This is a genomic window from Dyadobacter sp. HNCC25DJ187, from assembly GCF_056895255.1.
The window spans coordinates 1989682-2007949 of sequence record NZ_JBXHAT010000001.1 but is presented as its reverse complement, the minus strand read 5'-3'; the positions used below and the strand labels follow the sequence as shown (position 1 = coordinate 2007949).

Annotated in this window: 8 protein-coding genes; 5 read left to right on the top strand and 3 right to left on the bottom strand. The window is 41.5% G+C overall.

The features are described 5' to 3' along the window. Positions 1–90: 90 nt before the first annotated feature. Positions 91–1527: a SusD/RagB family nutrient-binding outer membrane lipoprotein gene (locus tag AC1XUE_RS08270; protein ID WP_483355464.1), complete on the bottom strand. Its 1437-nt coding sequence runs from the start codon at positions 1525–1527 to the stop codon at positions 91–93. An 11-nt stretch (positions 1528–1538) separates the two neighbouring features. After that, positions 1539–4628: a SusC/RagA family TonB-linked outer membrane protein gene (locus AC1XUE_RS08265; protein WP_483355463.1), complete on the bottom strand. Its 3090-nt coding sequence runs from the start codon at positions 4626–4628 to the stop codon at positions 1539–1541. 1160 nt (positions 4629–5788) lie between these two features. Here AC1XUE_RS08265 and AC1XUE_RS08260 point away from each other — a divergent pair. The 5 genes from AC1XUE_RS08260 to AC1XUE_RS08240 all read left to right on the top strand — a co-directional run bounded on the left by AC1XUE_RS08260 (position 5789) and on the right by AC1XUE_RS08240 (position 17247). After that, the gene (locus AC1XUE_RS08260; protein ID WP_483355462.1) at positions 5789–8911 is read left to right on the top strand and encodes a SusC/RagA family TonB-linked outer membrane protein; all 3123 of its coding nucleotides are present in this window, start codon (positions 5789–5791) and stop codon (positions 8909–8911) included. A gap of 11 nt (positions 8912–8922) precedes the next feature. Next, entirely contained in the window at positions 8923–10515 is a 1593-nt protein-coding gene (locus AC1XUE_RS08255; RefSeq protein ID WP_483355461.1) for a RagB/SusD family nutrient uptake outer membrane protein, read from the top strand. A 571-nt stretch (positions 10516–11086) separates the two neighbouring features. Beyond that, entirely contained in the window at positions 11087–14209 is a 3123-nt protein-coding gene (locus AC1XUE_RS08250; RefSeq protein ID WP_483355460.1) for a SusC/RagA family TonB-linked outer membrane protein, read from the top strand. 65 nt (positions 14210–14274) lie between these two features. Further along, on the top strand, positions 14275–15777 hold the full coding sequence (locus AC1XUE_RS08245; protein WP_483355459.1) for a SusD/RagB family nutrient-binding outer membrane lipoprotein: 1503 nt from the start codon (positions 14275–14277) through the stop codon (positions 15775–15777). A gap of 168 nt (positions 15778–15945) precedes the next feature. Further along, positions 15946–17247, top strand: coding sequence for an amidohydrolase (locus AC1XUE_RS08240; RefSeq protein ID WP_483355458.1), 1302 nt, complete (start codon positions 15946–15948; stop codon positions 17245–17247). 212 nt (positions 17248–17459) lie between these two features. Here the strand turns inward: AC1XUE_RS08240 and AC1XUE_RS08235 are convergent, their stop codons facing one another. Continuing rightward, a complete protein-coding gene (locus tag AC1XUE_RS08235; protein ID WP_483356006.1) occupies positions 17460–18260 on the bottom strand; it encodes an SDR family oxidoreductase in 801 nt (266 codons plus the stop codon). Positions 18261–18268 lie beyond the last annotated feature (8 nt).

Genomic DNA, 18268 nt, shown 5'->3' with positions numbered 1-18268 from the left:
AGCTTATACAGGAATAATTATATGCTATAAACTAAGAAAACCGCTGCAAACAACTTGCAACGGTTTTCTCAACCTAAAAATCAGAGATAATTATTTGTCCCACCAAACTCTTGATTTCATTGCTTCAACAGAAGTAAGAAAGCCGGGACCTTCCTCAATGGATTGTCGGTTAAGATTCAATTCCAACTGTGGATATGGTAATCTCCGTGGCGTAACCCCTCCATTAAAGTTTGTTACGGGTATAGCTAGCTGCGGAAAACCAGTGCGACGCCAGTCAACCCATGCCTCGTAAGGTGCCTGGTACATCGTTATCCATTTCTGCTCCAGAATTCTGTTTAAAGTATTGTCATATTTGACAGCAGTAGTTGCCAGGTACGCATCAGATGCAGCGGAAAGTCCGAGGGCAGCAAAGTCATTTTTTACAGCAGCATTGTAAGCAGTTGTAGCAGCTGCCTGGTCTCCTTTGCGGAACTGTACCTCAGCAATGATAAACTGTACCTCTGCAGCACTCAGGAAAACAACAGGGGAAGTGCTTGATGCATAAAAACTTCCCACTCTTGAAAACTTAGTCTCACCTGAATCATCATCGTTCACACCAGGGCCATTACCTGCATATTGGCCTGCATTAGTTCCATTCGCAATTCCATGGAAATACAAAGGAATCCTTGGGTCCGCTAGAGCCTTCATTTTGTTCACGATTGTGCTTGATACCGCCATATCTTTTCTACCCGACAATACGTCGAATTGGTAAATAGGATTTGCATTAGAGGCATTTGCACCAAATGTTACCTTTGCATTGTCTGCATTGGCGGTGATCAGAGCAGGATTGGTTGCAAGGAACTCTGCAGCAGCATTTGGCTGTACCTTACTTAAATGATTATAAAGTCTTAGTTTAAGGGAATTCGCAAACTTTTCCCATTTCACCACATCTCCACCATACACCAGGTCATCTGTTCCCGGTTTGGTACCCTGTCCTGACTTCACATTGGCTATACCCTGATTCAGTAAATCAATCAAAGCACTGTAGATAGCTTCTTGCTTATCATAAGAAGGAGTTATATTCTCAGTGCTGAGAAGTGCTTCGCTGTAAGGAATATCACCGAACATATCGGTTAAAATGGAAATCGTCTGAGCTGTTGTAATCTGAGCAATACCTGTATAGATATCGTCTCCGTTCTCATCCGCCTTAGCCATTAACGCTTTCATCTGAGTTAGGACCGAGGTATACATTCGGTCCCAAAACGTATCTGTTGTGGATGGATTAAATGTAAACTGGCTATATTCCAGAGGCTGACCGCGATGCCCCCCATAATATTGGACAATGGAGCCGGTGTATCTGCTTGCATCACCACCTAACGCGTAAGCAAGATTGACCTGAGCAGCTGGTAAAATAGTGCGTAGTGGAACATCAGTAAATGAGTTTGGATCTGTATTGATGTTCAAGCTATCCTCACAGGCAGTTCCGGTTATTATCAGGAACGATGCCATAACGGCAGGATAGATATATTTTTTATTGAAAAATTTCATATCTGTATCTTTTAGAAAGTCAACTTAACATTTACACCAAGTGAACGTGTAGAAGGATAGGCCATACGGCTTGCTCCTTGTCCATTGCCAGAACCGAATGAGCTGGATTCAGGATCGATATCAGGAACTTTGGTCCACAAGGCCAAATTGCGACCGTATACACCTAAGTCAATTGACTGTAAAATGCTTCTTTTGATATTGAAAGTGTAAGAAAGATTTGCTTCACGAAGTTTAACCCAGTTGTTCTTGTATACGTGAGCTTCTGCATTTGAGCCGCTTACGTATCCATACCAATCCTGGTCTTTAACCGCAGAAATTTCGTTTTTAACGCCAGTTTCTTCATCAACTCCATCAAATACGATGTTTGATCCACGATCCAGTGTTCTTTCAGAAACTCCATAGTTGTCTAAAAGTTGAGAAGTTCCACTGAAAATATGACCACCTTGACGGGTGTCAATCAAGGCAGAGAGCCTCAGACCTTTATATGTAAATGTGTTGGTTATCCCTCCAGTCCAGTTAGGCTCGATATGACCTAGTGTAAGTCCATCTTCGAGCAATGGATATCCATCTGCGTCTGTGGAAATTGCACCATTTGGATTAGCAACGCCAGCTACATTGGTTCTTTTGTATCCTGCACCAATGATACTTCCATATCTTTCTCCTTTCACTGCATAAATAGCAGGGTTACCACTAAATCCACCCAGATACAGTTTATCGAGATCTCCGTATAGCTCGTTCACTTCGGTACGGATTCGGCTATACACCACACCCACGTTCCAGTTAAAGTCTGTTGTTTTAATCGCCTGAAAATCCAATCCAACTTCGATACCCTTATTCGTAGTTCTTCCGGAATTGACGATCAGGGAAGATGCACCTGTACTTGGCGCAACGTCCAGGGATATAATTCCATCTGTGTTTTTGTTATGAAAGTAAGTCAAATCCACACCAAGTCTGCTCTTGAAAAATTTCAATTCTGCACCTGCTTCAATTTCTCTTGTGAACTCAGGTTTCAGATTTGGATTGTTCACTGTTGAATTAACCATGTAGCCTGGTAAACCAATGTATGGGAAAGTTACACCATCTGTAAATCCATCGGTAGCACTTGCTAATATATATGTGCTCTGTAATCTGTACGGATCAGTATCCCTGGCTGTCTTAGCCCAGCTCAATCTCACTTTTCCGAAATTAAGAATATCGGGATTAATGTTTAGTGCTTCGCTAAACACGAAAGAAGCGTTAACGCCAGGATATAGGAAGCTTCTATTAGCCTGAGGCAATGTGGACGACCACTCATTTCTAACTGTTACACCTAAAAATAGGTAATTACGATAATCCAAACGTAGATCGGCAAATGTACCAATCAGGTTTCTTTTAGAATGATACTCATAATCGGGATCAAAAGCAGTAGCATTGTTCATGTGGGCGATTCCTGGTAATGCCAACATGGTAGCAGTTTGTGCATTACGGTCATATTTTCTCTGCTTGTAATCATGACCAAGAGAAAGTGTTCCCGAAAAGTCATCATTGAAAGTATGGCTCAGATTGGCCACAAATGTTGACGTAATCTGTTGTCTGCCAACAATGTCGTTACTCAGATAGCCGTTTGGATTACCTCCTGTGTAGATATCTCTGAAAGACTGACGGTTATCTGTGTACTGATCCATACCCAGGCGATATGTGAAATTCAACCAGGACGTGGGTGTATAAGCAAAGTTCAACCCACCTATAAAGTGATCATTTTTTGTATTAAAATAGGTTTTGTTTGTAGTCCACAGTGGGTTGTCAAATGCCCCGCCACGAAAGTTGATCTGTCTTCCTGTAGTTGGATTTTGATAACCGTAACCATTAAGATCCCAGCTCACAGGAACGTGGAATAGAGAGAAGAATGGATTATTACCATCTTGTCCCAAGTAAGGTACATCACCGTTACTTTTTGTATAACCTACATTAATCCCAGCTGTAATCTTGTTAGAAAGATTAGTAGTTACGTTCGTTCTGAAGTTTGCTTTGCTGTAACCCTGGTTAGGGACAATTGCAGTTTGTTTGTTTTGACCAACAGATACGTAAAAAGTGGTTTTTTCAAGCGTTTGAGAGATACTTACATTGTTGTTTATCGTCACACCAGTTCTCAAGAAATCAGCACGTGGATCATGAACCCTAAGTGTTGCGGTTCCACCGGCAGCTGCGCTTGTAACCTGCTGACCTGTAATTTCTGGTCCCCAAGACAAGGAAGTTCCTTCTAAATAAGCTCCACGGTTACCTTGAGCAAATTTAGTTTGGTAAGAAGGTAATCTCAAAGCATTGTCGATACCTATATTGGAATTAACTGTAATAACCGGTTTGCCTTTTGTTCCTTTACCGGATTTGGTTGTGATCAAAACGACCCCGTTAGATCCTCTGTTACCATATAGTACAGATGCTGCACTACCTTTCAATACGCTGATCGACTCGATGTCATTCGGGTTAATATCACCTACTCTGTTTGGAGTGGCAGCCCCGGATACTTCGTTTGCAGCCCCACTTCCGTCATTATCATTGCTAACAGGAATTCCGTCAATAACAAATAATGGCTGATTGTCACCGGAGATCGATTTCGCGCCACCTCTAATTGTAATTCTGGCTGCCTGTCCCGGTGCACCACCAGAAGTCACCTGTACGCCTGATACTTTACCGTTCAGGGAGTTAACAAAATTTTGTTCAGGAACCTTATTAACAACGTCACCCTTTATTTCAGAAACCGCGTATCCGAGTGAGCGTTTTTCTCTCTGAATACCTTGTGCTGTAACGACAACCTCGTTCAATTGGCTAATGTCGTTTTTCAAGACAACATTAATAACCGATCGTCCGCCAACGGTCAAATCCTGGGACGCAAAACCGATAAAACTGAATGTTAAAGTAGTGGCCTCAGGTACATCAATAGTATAATTACCATTTTCATTAGTGGTAGTTCCTCTTGTACTACCTTTTACAGTGATACTCACGCCAGGCAGTACGGACCCGTCTTCTGCGGAGACCACGCCGGTAACCGTCAGGTTTTGCCCCGAGACATGTATGCTAAGAAGCATTGTCATCGTAAAGCAGAATAGTATAAACTTCCTCATACGATTTGATTTGGTTAAAGTTGGTTAATGTTAAGAGTGTAAAAATAATATTTCATTAACATAATCTTAATAATTAAATTATACGATTGGCAAAAAATAGCCTTTTTTGTGTCCGATTTTGTTAAAAAGTACAATTAAATGGATGTTCGTTTGCGATAATTGCAATTTTTCCTATTTTGTCTGTGTCCTGGTTTGAAGTCAATTTTCCAATTATTATTCTATTTTACTTTGTTTTGTATTTTCTTATACGTGTGTTTGACGGAAAATGCACAATAGTATTTGGTTGATCTATATCCTGTAAGTCACCTAATTTTTACAGCTTATAAATTGTGCAGATAATCAAAAAATATTTCTTGTAATGGACCGGACACGTTATAACAATGTAGTTGAGTCTTTGCAGAGGTTGAGGTCAATAACAATAACAGTGATACCTGTTGTTGATGTCATTCGGAAAGTATTGGATATAAGTCAATCTTTTGATCGTACTTTAGAGGGCAATAATTGTATTATTTATATAATTTAGAATTGGTTTTGTAGATTCGCCTGAATGGCAATAATGTTCCTTGTCAACAAAAATAAAATGGTATTTAATAGCTATTGGAAAATTAAAATATCATTAAGAAATCAGCCATTTAGTAATAATAATGTAACCGTATTGTCAAATTGTTAGAAAAAAAGAAGAAATACCCACTCAAATAGAAAATTCATTCAGTTGAAAAATTGGCAAAAAATTCCTTCTTTAATATAAAATTTGCCATTTGTTGGTGTGAAACCAAAGTAAATTTTGATAAATCTATAAAATTTTATTGTGGTGGTCAAAACAATAGTTACTTTTGCAACAGTAGAAATACATAACAAACCTAACTTTAATAAAATATGATTTATCCTCTATCTAGCTCCATTCGATGTCAGAATCCTGTCTGCCATGAATTTTAAATTTAAATATCCCATCTAATTTTATGTAGCGGAAGTGCATTTTCCGAACGAACTGACTTGTATCCTCGCACTTTTGAGCGTCTGGCATCTATTGGATTAAACCCTGATGGTTGTTTGTGTTCAGGGGCTGGATATCGATATCTGTTTGCTGCATCCTAATTCACTTGTATATAATCTGCTTTCAGCTGTTTTATATTTTTTTTCACCTAACTAACTAATAAAGTATGAGGAGTTATTTATTGATTTTATTCTTGTTTTGCTCCGGGTTAGTCCTGGCACAGGACAGGGTTATTACCGGGACTGTAACATCCACAGATGATGGGTCTGTGCTTCCGGGTGTTTCCGTTCTGATTAAAGGAACTACAACAGGTACCACTTCAAATGCAGATGGTACGTATTCAATTAATGCAAACCGTGACGGAGTTACACTGGTATTCAGCTTTGTAGGTATGAATACTAAGGAAGTTTCAGCAGGAAACCAATCTGTTATCAATGTTGCACTGGTAAGTGACCAGACACAATTGAGTGAGGTGGTTGTTACTGGATATGGTTCTCAGCAAAGACGCGATGTAACCGGATCTGTAGGTACAATCAAAGGGGAAAGCTTCAAAAGCATAGCAATACCAAGTGTAGACAGATATCTTCAGGGACAGGTTGCTGGTGTACAGGCATCCGTACCAAGTGGTGTTTTAGGCCAGCCTGCACGTGTGCGTATTCGTGGTGTAAACTCTATTTCAAATAGTTCTGATCCACTTTACGTTGTGGATGGTATACCTTATATAGCAGGGGATCAGGGTGCTAATACTTCCTATAACCCACTTGGAGATATCAACCCTAATGATATCGAAAGTCTGGAAGTACTGAAGGATGGTTCAGCAACGGCCATTTATGGGTCTCGCGCAGCAAGTGGTGTAATTTTGATTACCACAAAAAGAGGAAAGCTAGGTGCACCTAAATTTACTTATGATGGATGGTTTGCCTCTGCACGACCTTCTAAAAAATTCGATTTGCTGAATGCTGATGAGTTTGTTGAAATTACCAACGAAAAGTTGGCAAACGCAGGACTTCCTGCTGCTGCTTTTGCAACAGTAAATCCTGAAACCGGTGAGAATTACAATACAGACTGGCAGAAAGAGATTCTTCGGAATGGTTTTCAGCATAACCACGCGTTGTCATTTAGCGGTGCAACGGCTGCAACCAACTACTATTTCTCTTTAGGTTATGCAAACTTGCAGGGAAATATTGATGCCAACAATCAGACTAAGTACTCTTTCCGAGCTAAAATTGATCAGAAGGCATTTAACGATAAAGTTACATTTGGTGTTAACACGTTTGTGACTCACGCGACCAACACAGGTTTGAACACGGGTACGAATGCACTGTCAGGAAATATCGCTGGAGCTATATATGCCTTCCCTAACGTACCGGCAATGTGGCCTGATGGTTCTTATAACCTGAGCGCAGATTTGACCAGTCTGGGACAAGGTGCTAATACCAGACCTATCTATGGTAATTATACAAACCAACGCTTTGTGTTAGACAACAACATTTACAAAAATATGAACCTGAATCTAACAGGGAATGCATTTGTTGATGTGGAAATTTTAGCAGGACTAAATTTAAAAACGCAAATCGGTATTAACTATCTGAACGGAGAGGATTACATGTTCTACCATCCGGGCCATGGTGATGGACGTGGTGTGAATGGTCGTATTTATCAGTATAACTTACCGACTTTCCGTTACAACTGGCAGAACACCATCAGTTACAATAAAACGATAGGGCAGTCTAAAATCGGTGCAGTAGCTGGTATTGAACATCAGAAGACAAATGCAAGATCTTTCTTTGCTCATGGAACGAACCTTTCAAGTGTGTATTTCGGAGAGAACGAGAATATCATCAGTGGTTCTTTAACAAATCAGTTCATTGGTGGTGGATTCTCACAAAGAGCATTTGAATCTTATTTCGGGCGTGTTAATTACTCGCTTATGGATCGCTACTTATTAAGTGCAACGGTTCGTCATGATAAGATTTCCTCACTTCCTCATGGTAACCAGGGTGCAACGCTGCCAGGTGTATCTGTTGGTTGGAGAATCTCGGAAGAAAATTTCTTCAAATCAGCTAACCTTGATTTTGTAAGCGAGTTAAAACTTCGTGGTGGTTTTGCCAAAGTGGGTAACGTTGAAATTGGTAATTATCCTTATGCAGGTGTTTTTGCAGCTACACAGTATGGTGACTGGAGTGGTATCCGCTACAATCAGGTGGGAAATAATGATCTTAGCTTTGAAACAAGCAAAAAGTTGAATTTTGGTCTTGATTTATCGGTATTGTCTAACCGGATATCTTTCTCTGCTGAGTACTTCCGCAATAACATAGACAATCTGATCCTCCTTGCTCCAACACCTCCTTCGTTGGGTATCCCATCTAATCAGATTGCTCAGAACATAGGTGCCATGTACAATCAAGGGGTTGAATTCTCTTTAAACAGCACAAACATTCAGCGTGGATCATTTGTATGGAGAAGTAACATTAACCTGACTTTGATTAAAAATGAAGTAACCAGACTAGTAAATGGTGCACCAATTACCAGTACATACAACAGAACTGAAGAGGGACGCCAGATTGGTACCTTCTTTGGATACCAGAGTCGCGGTGTTAACTCTGCCAATGGTAACCCTATATTTGAGAAAGCAGACGGAACGCTTATCCAGCAACGTGTAGGAAGAACCGATTATGCAGTTTATAATCCAGACAACAAAGGTGACGTAAGTGTTGCTGCTGCTGCGCTGACACAGGCTGACAAAAGGTTTTTAGGTAACTCAATGCCTACATGGTATGGGGGTTTCAATAACAACTTCAACTATGGAAATTTCGATCTTGGTATATTCCTTACGTTCTCTGGTGGAAATAAAGTATATAACGTCACACGTCAGGAACAACTTAACAATCAAGTTTTTGCAAATGCTGGAAGAGAATTGCTGAACCGTTGGACTGGTGACGGACAGGAAACGGATGTGCCTCGTTTGTATTTTGGTAGTGATAGCTATCAGCTGCAAAACGGACATACTGTGAGCAGATTTTTGGAAAACGGTAGCTTCCTGAGAGCTCAGAATATTAGTATTGGCTACACGCTACCGGCAGGTCTTAAAAGTAAAATCAAATCTAATACTTTCAGGGTTTATGCGCAGGTTCAGAACGCTTTCGTTATTACGAAATACAGTGGACTGGATCCTGAGTTGGCGACATCTTCTACTACTAGTTCGACTAACAATCAGCAACCTGGTTTGGACAACCGTACTAATCCAATACCACGAGTATTCACTGTAGGTCTTAATCTAGGTTTTTAAAATATTGAAATATGAAAATTAATAACTTTGGCAAGCTGGCTTTCAGGCAGATTAGTCTGGCACTTGCAATATCCAGTATTTCTTTCTACTCATGTAAGAACTTTACTGAACTGGATCCTCTTTCGAGTTTATCGGAAACAACAGCTTTCACAAGTCCCGGAAACATTGAACTGGCAACGGTTGGTATGTACCAGGCAGCAGCTGTAGGTACTTATGCCGGAGCAGCAGGAAGAGGGTATCCCTTTGGAGCGGCTTCCACGCAGCAAGGAGAAATGCGTGGAGAAGATATGATCAATCTTCAGGCTTTTTACGATATCACTTACAGAGCACAGTATACAACTGCATCAGCTAACAATGTAAACCATTGGGAGCAACTCTATGCATTGATCAATCAAGCCAACATTATTATCAATGGTGTTAAGACGGCGGGAGCAAACGGAGTTATTGCGGCTGACGTCGCAAGCCGATACGAAGCAGAGGGCAGATTTATCCGTGCTTTATCACACCATGAATTATTGATCCATTTTGCCCGTCCTTTTCTGGATGGCGCTGGTGCTTCAGCAGGTGTTCCTTACAGAGAAAACCCGATCACATCAGGGGCAGCTGTAACTGAAGGGTTGGCTCAGGGACGTGGCACTGTTGCTGAAGCATATACGAAGCTGCTGGCAGATTTGGATTTTGCTGAGCAAAACTTGCCTGCAACTCGTACAAATGGAATTGCCCGTGTAACATCTGGCGCTGCAATAGCTTTGAAATCTCGTGTTAAATTGCATCAGGGAGATTGGGCTGGTGTGATAGCCGAAGGAGCCAAACTTGGAACGAATGCAACAACTGGTTCATTCAAAAGTGCAATTGGCGCTTATGAACTGGAAGCTGATCCGGAAACGCCTTTCACTAATTACAAGGCAAATAAGGAGTCTGTTTTCTCTATAGCTAATAGTGCACAATCAAATGGTGGTGCAAACGGTGCTCTTGCAAATATGTTCGGTCCGTCCAGCAGGACAGCCAGAGACTTGATCGCTACAAGCCCAAATCTATATAATGCTCCTTTTTGGGTAGATGGAGATTTAAGACGTACAAAATTGCAGATTGGACAAACAACTGGTAATTTTCCTTTCTTTTTTTCCTACAAGTTTCGCGAGTACGGTGTGTATGGCGACTATGCACCTATCATACGCTATGCTGAGGTGATTCTTAATAGTGCAGAAGCGTATGCGAGATCAGGAAATAACGATCAGGCACTAGCACTTTTAAATGCTGTAAGAAATCGTTCTGTCCCTGCTGCAGCTAGATTTACAACTGCTCCGGCTGACCTTACTCAGGCGATTTTAAATGAGCGCCGTATTGAGTTTACTGGAGAAGGACGTCGTTGGTCTGATATCCATAGACTTGCTAATGATACTAAATATTCTACAGGTGGTATACCTGCTAAAATAGAGGTATCTCAGGTTAGGGGAACAAATTATGATCTTACAACACGCCCAACAATTACAGGAAGTGTTGCTGCAATTCCTTATAGCGATTTTAAATTCTTGTGGCCAATTCCTGTTTCAGAAACTTCTGTGAACAAGACTTTGGAAGATCAGCAAAATCCCGGGTATTAATTTGAATCATAAATAAATTCAAATTATTTGCTAGAAAGGCTGTCTCGATTTCGAGACAGCCTTTTTTTGTGCAATTCTAACAGCGTTGGATGAGTTTTTAATCACTTTTTACTTCGTTCTAAATAGGTATGCTTTGTGTCCATGGCTTAATCAGTATTTAATATTGGTAAATAGTGTATTTTGAAAATAATAATTATGATTATGAATAATTTTTCAAAATTATAGTTTGGAAAATTATTTAAATACAATTGGAAATATTAAAACAATAGCTATTTTTACTACTTAGTGAAAATATAACAAACCTAACTTTAAAGAATATGATTTATCCTCTATCAAACCTTCCCGAATTCCGAAGTAGAAAGTACTTCCCATCCTCGTGACTCCCTGACTTTTAAAGTAATTTTTCTCAGTATTATCATGTAGACGTCTGCATCCTCTATCCGGATTAGCAGGAGTGTTTGACCTGTGTTTTGTATTAATCCTTGAATCCAACACATGAATCAAACGCGGTCAAAGTATTTGGAATTTAGTATCTATTATATGTTTATTTACCTACCTAACTAATCAAAGTATGAGGAAGTATTTATTGTTTTTATGCTTGTTCTGCTCAGGTGTCGTCCTGGCGCAAAACAGAGTGATTACCGGAACCGTTACGTCCGGGGAAGATGGTTCTTTATTACCCGGCGTTTCAATTCTTGTAAAGGGAAGTACTACGGGAACTACAACAAATGCGGAAGGGGATTTTTCAATAAGCACCAGTCAGAATGCAACGTTGGTGGTAAGCTTTATTGGTTTTGTGACCAAAGAAGTAGAGGTATCAGGGAAATCTGTTCTGAATATTACCCTGGATAGCGATATTCAAAACCTTTCAGAGGTAGTTGTTACAGCATTTGGTATCAAAAGAGACAAGAAAACACTGGGTTATGGTGTTACCCAGCTTAATACAGAAGAGCTTACACAGGCGCGCACAACCAATGTGACCAATGCTTTGGCTGGTAAGGTCCCGGGTGTAAGAGTAAGCGGTAGCGGTGGTGCTTTCACAGGTTCCAGTATTGTAATTCGTGGTAATACCACATTTACAGGAAGTAACCAGCCGCTGTTTGTGATCGACGGTGTACCTATAGACAATGGTGGTGGTGAAACAGCACTTCAGACGGGGGTTCCTCCATCCAACCGTGCTATTGACATCAATCAGGATGATATTGAAACTATGACGGTGCTAAAAGGCCCATCGGCTGCTGCACTATATGGTTCCAGAGCATCGAATGGTGTTATCCTTATTACTACAAAAAAAGGAGGCCTGAATCAGAAAAATGCAATAACTTTCTCCACATCGTATGCTGTTGAGGAGGTAAATCGTCTTCCGGATTATCAGAATGAATATGGCCAGGGAACTGGTGGCAGATATATCAATACATCTCCATCTTCGTGGGGACCTAAAATCGCGGGACAGACAGTAACCAATTTCTTTGGAGATCAGGAACAGCTTCAGGCTCATCCGAACAATGTTAAAGATATCTTTCAGAGAGGTAAAAACTTCCAGGGCAATCTTGGATTCAGTGGTGGAAACGATAAGAGCACTTTCCGTTTTTCTTACGGATACCTTAGCAACACAAGTGTTATTGATGTGAACAAGTTGGAACGGCATAACTTCTCTCTGAATAGTAGTCATCAGGTTAATAAGAAGCTGAATGTGAGTGTATCAGCTAATTATATTAATAACCATTCGAGAAGAACTCAGCAGGGAAATCAGCTTAGTAGCCCTCTGTTCCGCGCCTGGTTTATGCCACGCAGTTATGACTTGACTAATTTACCTTTCGAGAACGCTGCAGGCGGTCAGTTGTATTTTGGTGGAGAAGATAATCCTTACTGGACCATCAAACACAATCGTTATAATGATGAGATCAACCGTGTAATAGGGAACGTTGCCTTTAAGTATAATATCACTGACTGGCTGAACGCGGACTATAAATTAGGAACGGATGTGCATTCAACCTTCATCCATGGTTATGACCAGATCGGGGCGCGAGGAGCAGCCAATACCACGGCTGGCGGTGCAGGTGGTGTGCTTGAGCGTCGTCACCAATACAGAAACTATAACTCCAACTTCTTCTTAACGGCGACAAAGAACTTCGGAGACTTTACATCTGCTCTGATTGTAGGGAATGAAATCTCCCAGATTTATAACAGAACCGCTTCTGTAACAGGTTTGGGTGTAATCGTTCGGGATTTCGAACAGATGAAAAACACAACTACTTTTAATCCGACCTTTGGTTCCTCCAAGGTGAGGCTGATAGGTTTATATGGAGATTTGACGTTAGGTTATAAAAGTATTGCCAGTTTGAATGTAACGTTAAGAAACGACTGGTCTTCAACCTTCCTGAAAAACAACAGATCCTACCTATACAATGCAGTAGCTGCTTCTGTAAACATTACTGAATTGTTCCCTACTCTGAAAAATGATGTTATTGATAATATCAAGCTTCGTGGAAATATTGCAACAGTAGGTAAAGCTGGTACTGATTTCGTTTATAGCACGGATTCATACTTTGTGGGAGCAAGCTCAAGTGATGGTTTTGGGCCGACTGTCAGCTTTCCATACAACGGACTACAAGGTTTTACCCTGAGTAATACAGCAGGAAATCCTGACTTGGGGCCGGAATTTACAACTAATAAGGAATTGGCTGCTGAACTATCTTTCTTCAAGTCGAGGCTGACGATTGAAGGAACGGTTTATCAACAAAAATCAAGGGATTTGATATTCTCTGTTCCTGTTTCTGCCGGATCAGGTATTACTGCAATCACTCAGAATGCAGGTAAAATGAGCAACAAAGGTGTAGAGCTAGGTGTAACAGTGGTACCTGTGAAAACAAATTCTGTGAACTGGGGACTTACTTTTAATTATACGCAATTCAAGAGCAAGGTTGAAGAATTGGCCGATAATGTGCCCAACATCTTCCTTGGTGGATTTACAACACCAAATATCCGATTGGTAAAAGGTGATGAATATGGTCAGATTTATGGTAATGCATATCTGCGCCAGCGACAATTGGAAGACGGAAGCCAGGATAGAAGTTCACCAATGATTATCGGTGCGAATGGTTTGCCTATGATTACATCCGGTGTTGAGAAGATCGGTAATCCTAATCCTAAGTTTTTGTTAGGCATCAATAATAGTCTGTCTGTAAAAGGATTTAACCTTTCATTCCTGATTGATATCAAGAAGGGCGGGGATCAGTATAGCCGTAACATCGCAGATATTCGTAGAAATGGTGTCGCTGCTGAGACAGCCGAGTTTGAGCGTTTCAATGCAGATGGAACTGCTACAACACCTTATCTTTTTGAAGGAGTAAATGCAGCAGGTGAAGCAAATGCAGTACCTGTAACTGTAGAGCAATACTGGGGTAACTTAGGGAAATATGCCGCAGCAGAAGGCTATATCCTGGAAACATCTTGGGTAAGACTGAGAGAAGCTTCTCTCAGTTATAAAATACCGGCTGCATTTTTGTCTAAAACACCATTTGGTAGCGTAGAAGCAAGTGTATTTGGTCGTAATTTATGGATGCATACACCCAACTATCCTCATCTGGATCCGGAGCAGAATGCTTTGGGTATCTCAAATGCGCAGGGTCTTGAATTCAATGCGCTTCCGCAAACTCGCTCTATGGGTGTTTCTTTAAGAGCATCATTCTAATTCACGAGAAGGATAAACTTTATGGGTTTGCCTCAGAAGATAGATAACTTATATTAAGATTTACTATGAAAAAAATATCATATATACTTACGGCAGGACTAGCTATGGGAAGCTTGTTTTTCACAGGCTGCTCTGACTTTCTGGAAATCAACACTGATCCAGACAATATTATATCTACCAATGCTCCCTTGCCTCAGTTGCTTACAGCAGCACAGGTGAACCTGGGATTTGAAGGTGGTAGTGATAAGTTCCGTTATTCAACAATTATCGCACAGCACTTGTCAGGTCAGGCTTCTCAGCCTAATCAGACGTTTGATTTCACCAGATATAACATTCAGGGAAGCGACCAAAATAACCTTTGGTCTAGCATGTTTGCTACTACATTGAGTGACCTGGAACTTATTATCAAAAATGCTACAGCGAACGGAAGCCCGCATTATTCGGGGGTTGCGAAGATATTGAAAGCGTACGAATATCAGCTTGCGGTAGATATGTGGGGTAATGTGCCATTCACCAATGCGCTTTTATTGACTGAAAATACACAGCCGGCTTATGACGATGCGGCGGCAGTTTATACGAATTTGATTAAGCTTTTGGATGAAGGAATTGCTGAAATCAAGGCTTCTACTAGCACCTTATCACCTGGAGTTAATTCAGTTATTTATCCTGGTACATTCGCTACAACGAAAAAGCAATGGGAGAAACTTGCGAATACATTAAAGCTGCGAATCTACATCCATTATAGCAAAGTAGATCCTGCGTTCATGACGCAGCAAATTAATAGTCTGGTAGGATCCGATGCGGTATTTATGGAGGGGAATGAAGATAGTTTTCAAATGTCCTTTTTAGATGAAGCGAATAGACGTAATCCAATCCACGCCTTCGAAATCAGCAGAGCAAATTACCTTTTTGCTGCGTCTCAGTTGGTGGACATGATGAATCTGAAGTCTGACCCGAGAAGAGCAAGTTACTTTACAACATTCCCTTACGGTTCTACGAATTACAAAGGGGTGAAGGCCGGAGACCCTACTACTGTAAATTACTCTCGGATGCATACATATCTCCGTGGAGCAGTGTCGGGCACACCTACTCCTAATGCTGATGGCGGTATTCAGGCAACAGCTCTCACCTACACTGGTGCAGCTCCAATCCGGCTGCTGACTTACGCAGAATACTGCTTTATCAGAGCAGAAGCTGCGGCACGTGGCGCTAATGGAGTTGCTCAGGAGTGGTTCACTAAAGGTATCACCGCAAGCATGAAAAGTGCCGGGGTAGCTGATGCTACTATTGCCACTTACCTGACAACGAATGGCACACTAGCAGGAGCCAGTGAAGCAATGATCAAACAGATTATTGAGGAAAAATATGTAGCTCTTTACGGTGTAGCAGTAGAACCATGGACCGATTACAGAAGAACAGGTTATCCGGCTTTGACTCTGCCAGCGAACCCAATGGAACCTGCCGTACCACGTTCTCTCTATTATCCACAGTCTGAGGTTGACACGAATCCTGTCGGCGTACCAGCGCAGAAACCCAACCAGCAGGTGAAAATCTTCTGGGATAAGTAATCGTCCTAATCAATTTTACAAAGGGCTGTCTCGAAAGAGGTAGCCCTTTGTGTTTCAAGGTATTTTTATAACTAATAGACTGATTTAAAAGATTGTTTCTTATCTTTTTGTCAAACTGGAAATTTTTATTTCGATTGTAACTTTTTGAATATTCACTATTTCATTCCTATGAATCTGAAAGCAATTTTGCCATTTTCCTTTCTTGCTCTTTCCGGGTTTTTTGCTTCTGCCCAAAATCTGAATGCAAAGATTGATCAGAAGGCGCAGTCCCTGGAATCAAAGGTGGTGGCTTGGCGCCGCGATTTACACCAAAATCCTGAATTGGGGAACCGTGAATTTAAAACCGCCGAAAAAATAGCAGCCCACCTTAAGCAATTAGGTATTGAAGTACAAACAGGCGTGGCTCATACCGGTGTGGTGGGTTTGCTAAAAGGGGGTAAGCCCGGACCTGTTGTGGCACTCAGAGCGGATATGGATGGATTGCCTGTTACAGAAAGAGTAGATGTGCCATTCAAATCTAATGTGAAAGCGGAGTATAACGGACAAACTACAGGTGTCATGCATGCCTGTGGTCATGATACGCATGTTGCGATATTAATGGGTGTAGCGGAGGTACTGGCTTCGGTCAAGTCTGAACTGAAAGGAACAGTGAAATTCATTTTTCAGCCAGCCGAAGAGGGAGCACCGGAAGGTGAAGAAGGCGGAGCGAAGCTAATGGTGAAAGAAGGCGTACTCGAAAATCCGAAAGTGGATGCTATTTTTGGCTTGCACATCAATTCGCAAACCGAAGTGAATACGATTGCCTATAAGCCGGGTGCAACCATGGCTGCTGTAGATTTTTTCAGTATTGATGTAAAAGGAAAGCAAACACATGGCGCTTATCCATGGTCAGGCGTGGATCCTATCGTTACATCTGCCCAGATTGTAACCGGCCTGCAGACGATCGTAAGCCGTAACCTTGATATTACAAAAGCCCCGGCCGTAGTAACTGTGGGTGCAATACATGGCGGAATCAGGCAGAACATCATTCCTGAAGAAGTGAAAATGATCGGCACCATCAGAACTTTTGATGAAGAAATGCACACCCATGTACATAAACGGGTTACCGAAATATCAACAAATATTGCTGAAAGTGCGGGTGCTACAGCCGACGTAAAAATTGACGTGCTGTATCCGGTTACGTTCAATGACATACCGCTTACGGAGAAAATGGTGGGAACTTTGCAAAGTGTTGCAGGGAAGGAAAACGTAATCCTGACATCAGCAAAAACAGGAGCGGAAGACTTCTCCTATTTTCAGCAAAAGGTGCCTGGTTTTTTCTTCTTTTTGGGAGGAATGCCGAAGGGGAAAAATCCTTTAGAAGCAGCTCCCCATCACACCCCTGATTTTTATATTGATGAAAGCGGGTTGGTGCTAGGCGTGAGGTCGCTTAGTAGGTTAGCGACGGACTATATGGAGGGGAGGAAATAAGGGTTGATTATTAGTTGTTAATGGTTAATGAGGGACGATTGAACCCTCGGCCATTAACCCTTAACCCATAACCATTACTCCGGTATATTCTTCCGTTGTAGTTGTCTGGTCTGAACGCTTTAGCGGGCTGAACGGTTGAAGGAAAACTACTTTAAAGTAAAGCCGTCTTTCCGCAAAGCCGTGCAGCCTGCTTACACATGCAGACGGGAGAATTATTCCGGTATATTTTTCCTCACCTGATCAAACAGAACGTTTGGTAAAAAGCGCTTCAGATAGATAGCTGCTACCTCCTTCAATCCACCTATATATATTTCTTTCTTATCCTTCCGGACGGCCTGAAGGATTTGCCTGGCACATTCTTCCGCCGGAATACCATTGGCCTGGTTAGAATCCATTTTGCCAAATTTACTACCGGATTCATTCAGTGCATTCAGAGAAATATTGGTGCGGATGTATCCCGGGCAAACCGTAGTTACTTTGATATTATCCTTATATCCCTCAGCTCTGAGTGAATCGTAAAAGCCATGCAATGCGTGCTTGGCTGCGTTATAACCAGAGCGCATAATGGTGCCTATTTTGCCAGCCACACTACTTATTACGATAAAATGGCCACTTTGCTGTTTGATCATATACGGCAGTACCGCTTTTGTAATGGCTACGGTACTATAAAAATCCACATCCATCAATTTGCGGTATACATCCAGATCAGTATCAACGATGTAGGAACGCTGACTTACACCGGCATTATGTACCATAATATCTATCTGGCCGAATGTCTGAATGATCAGTTCCGCTGCAGGCTTTGCCTTTTCGAAGTCGGTCACATCCATAGGTATTATCAATATGGAAGTCTCCGGAAGTCCGGTTAATTTGCCCACACGAATCAGTTCTTCTTCTCTTCGTGAGGTGAGTACAAGTCTGGCTCCCTGCTGGGCGAATGCCATGGCTATTGCTTCTCCGATACCAGAAGAAGCACCTGTAATCCAGACAACCTGATTTTTGAAAGTTTCCATCATGATTG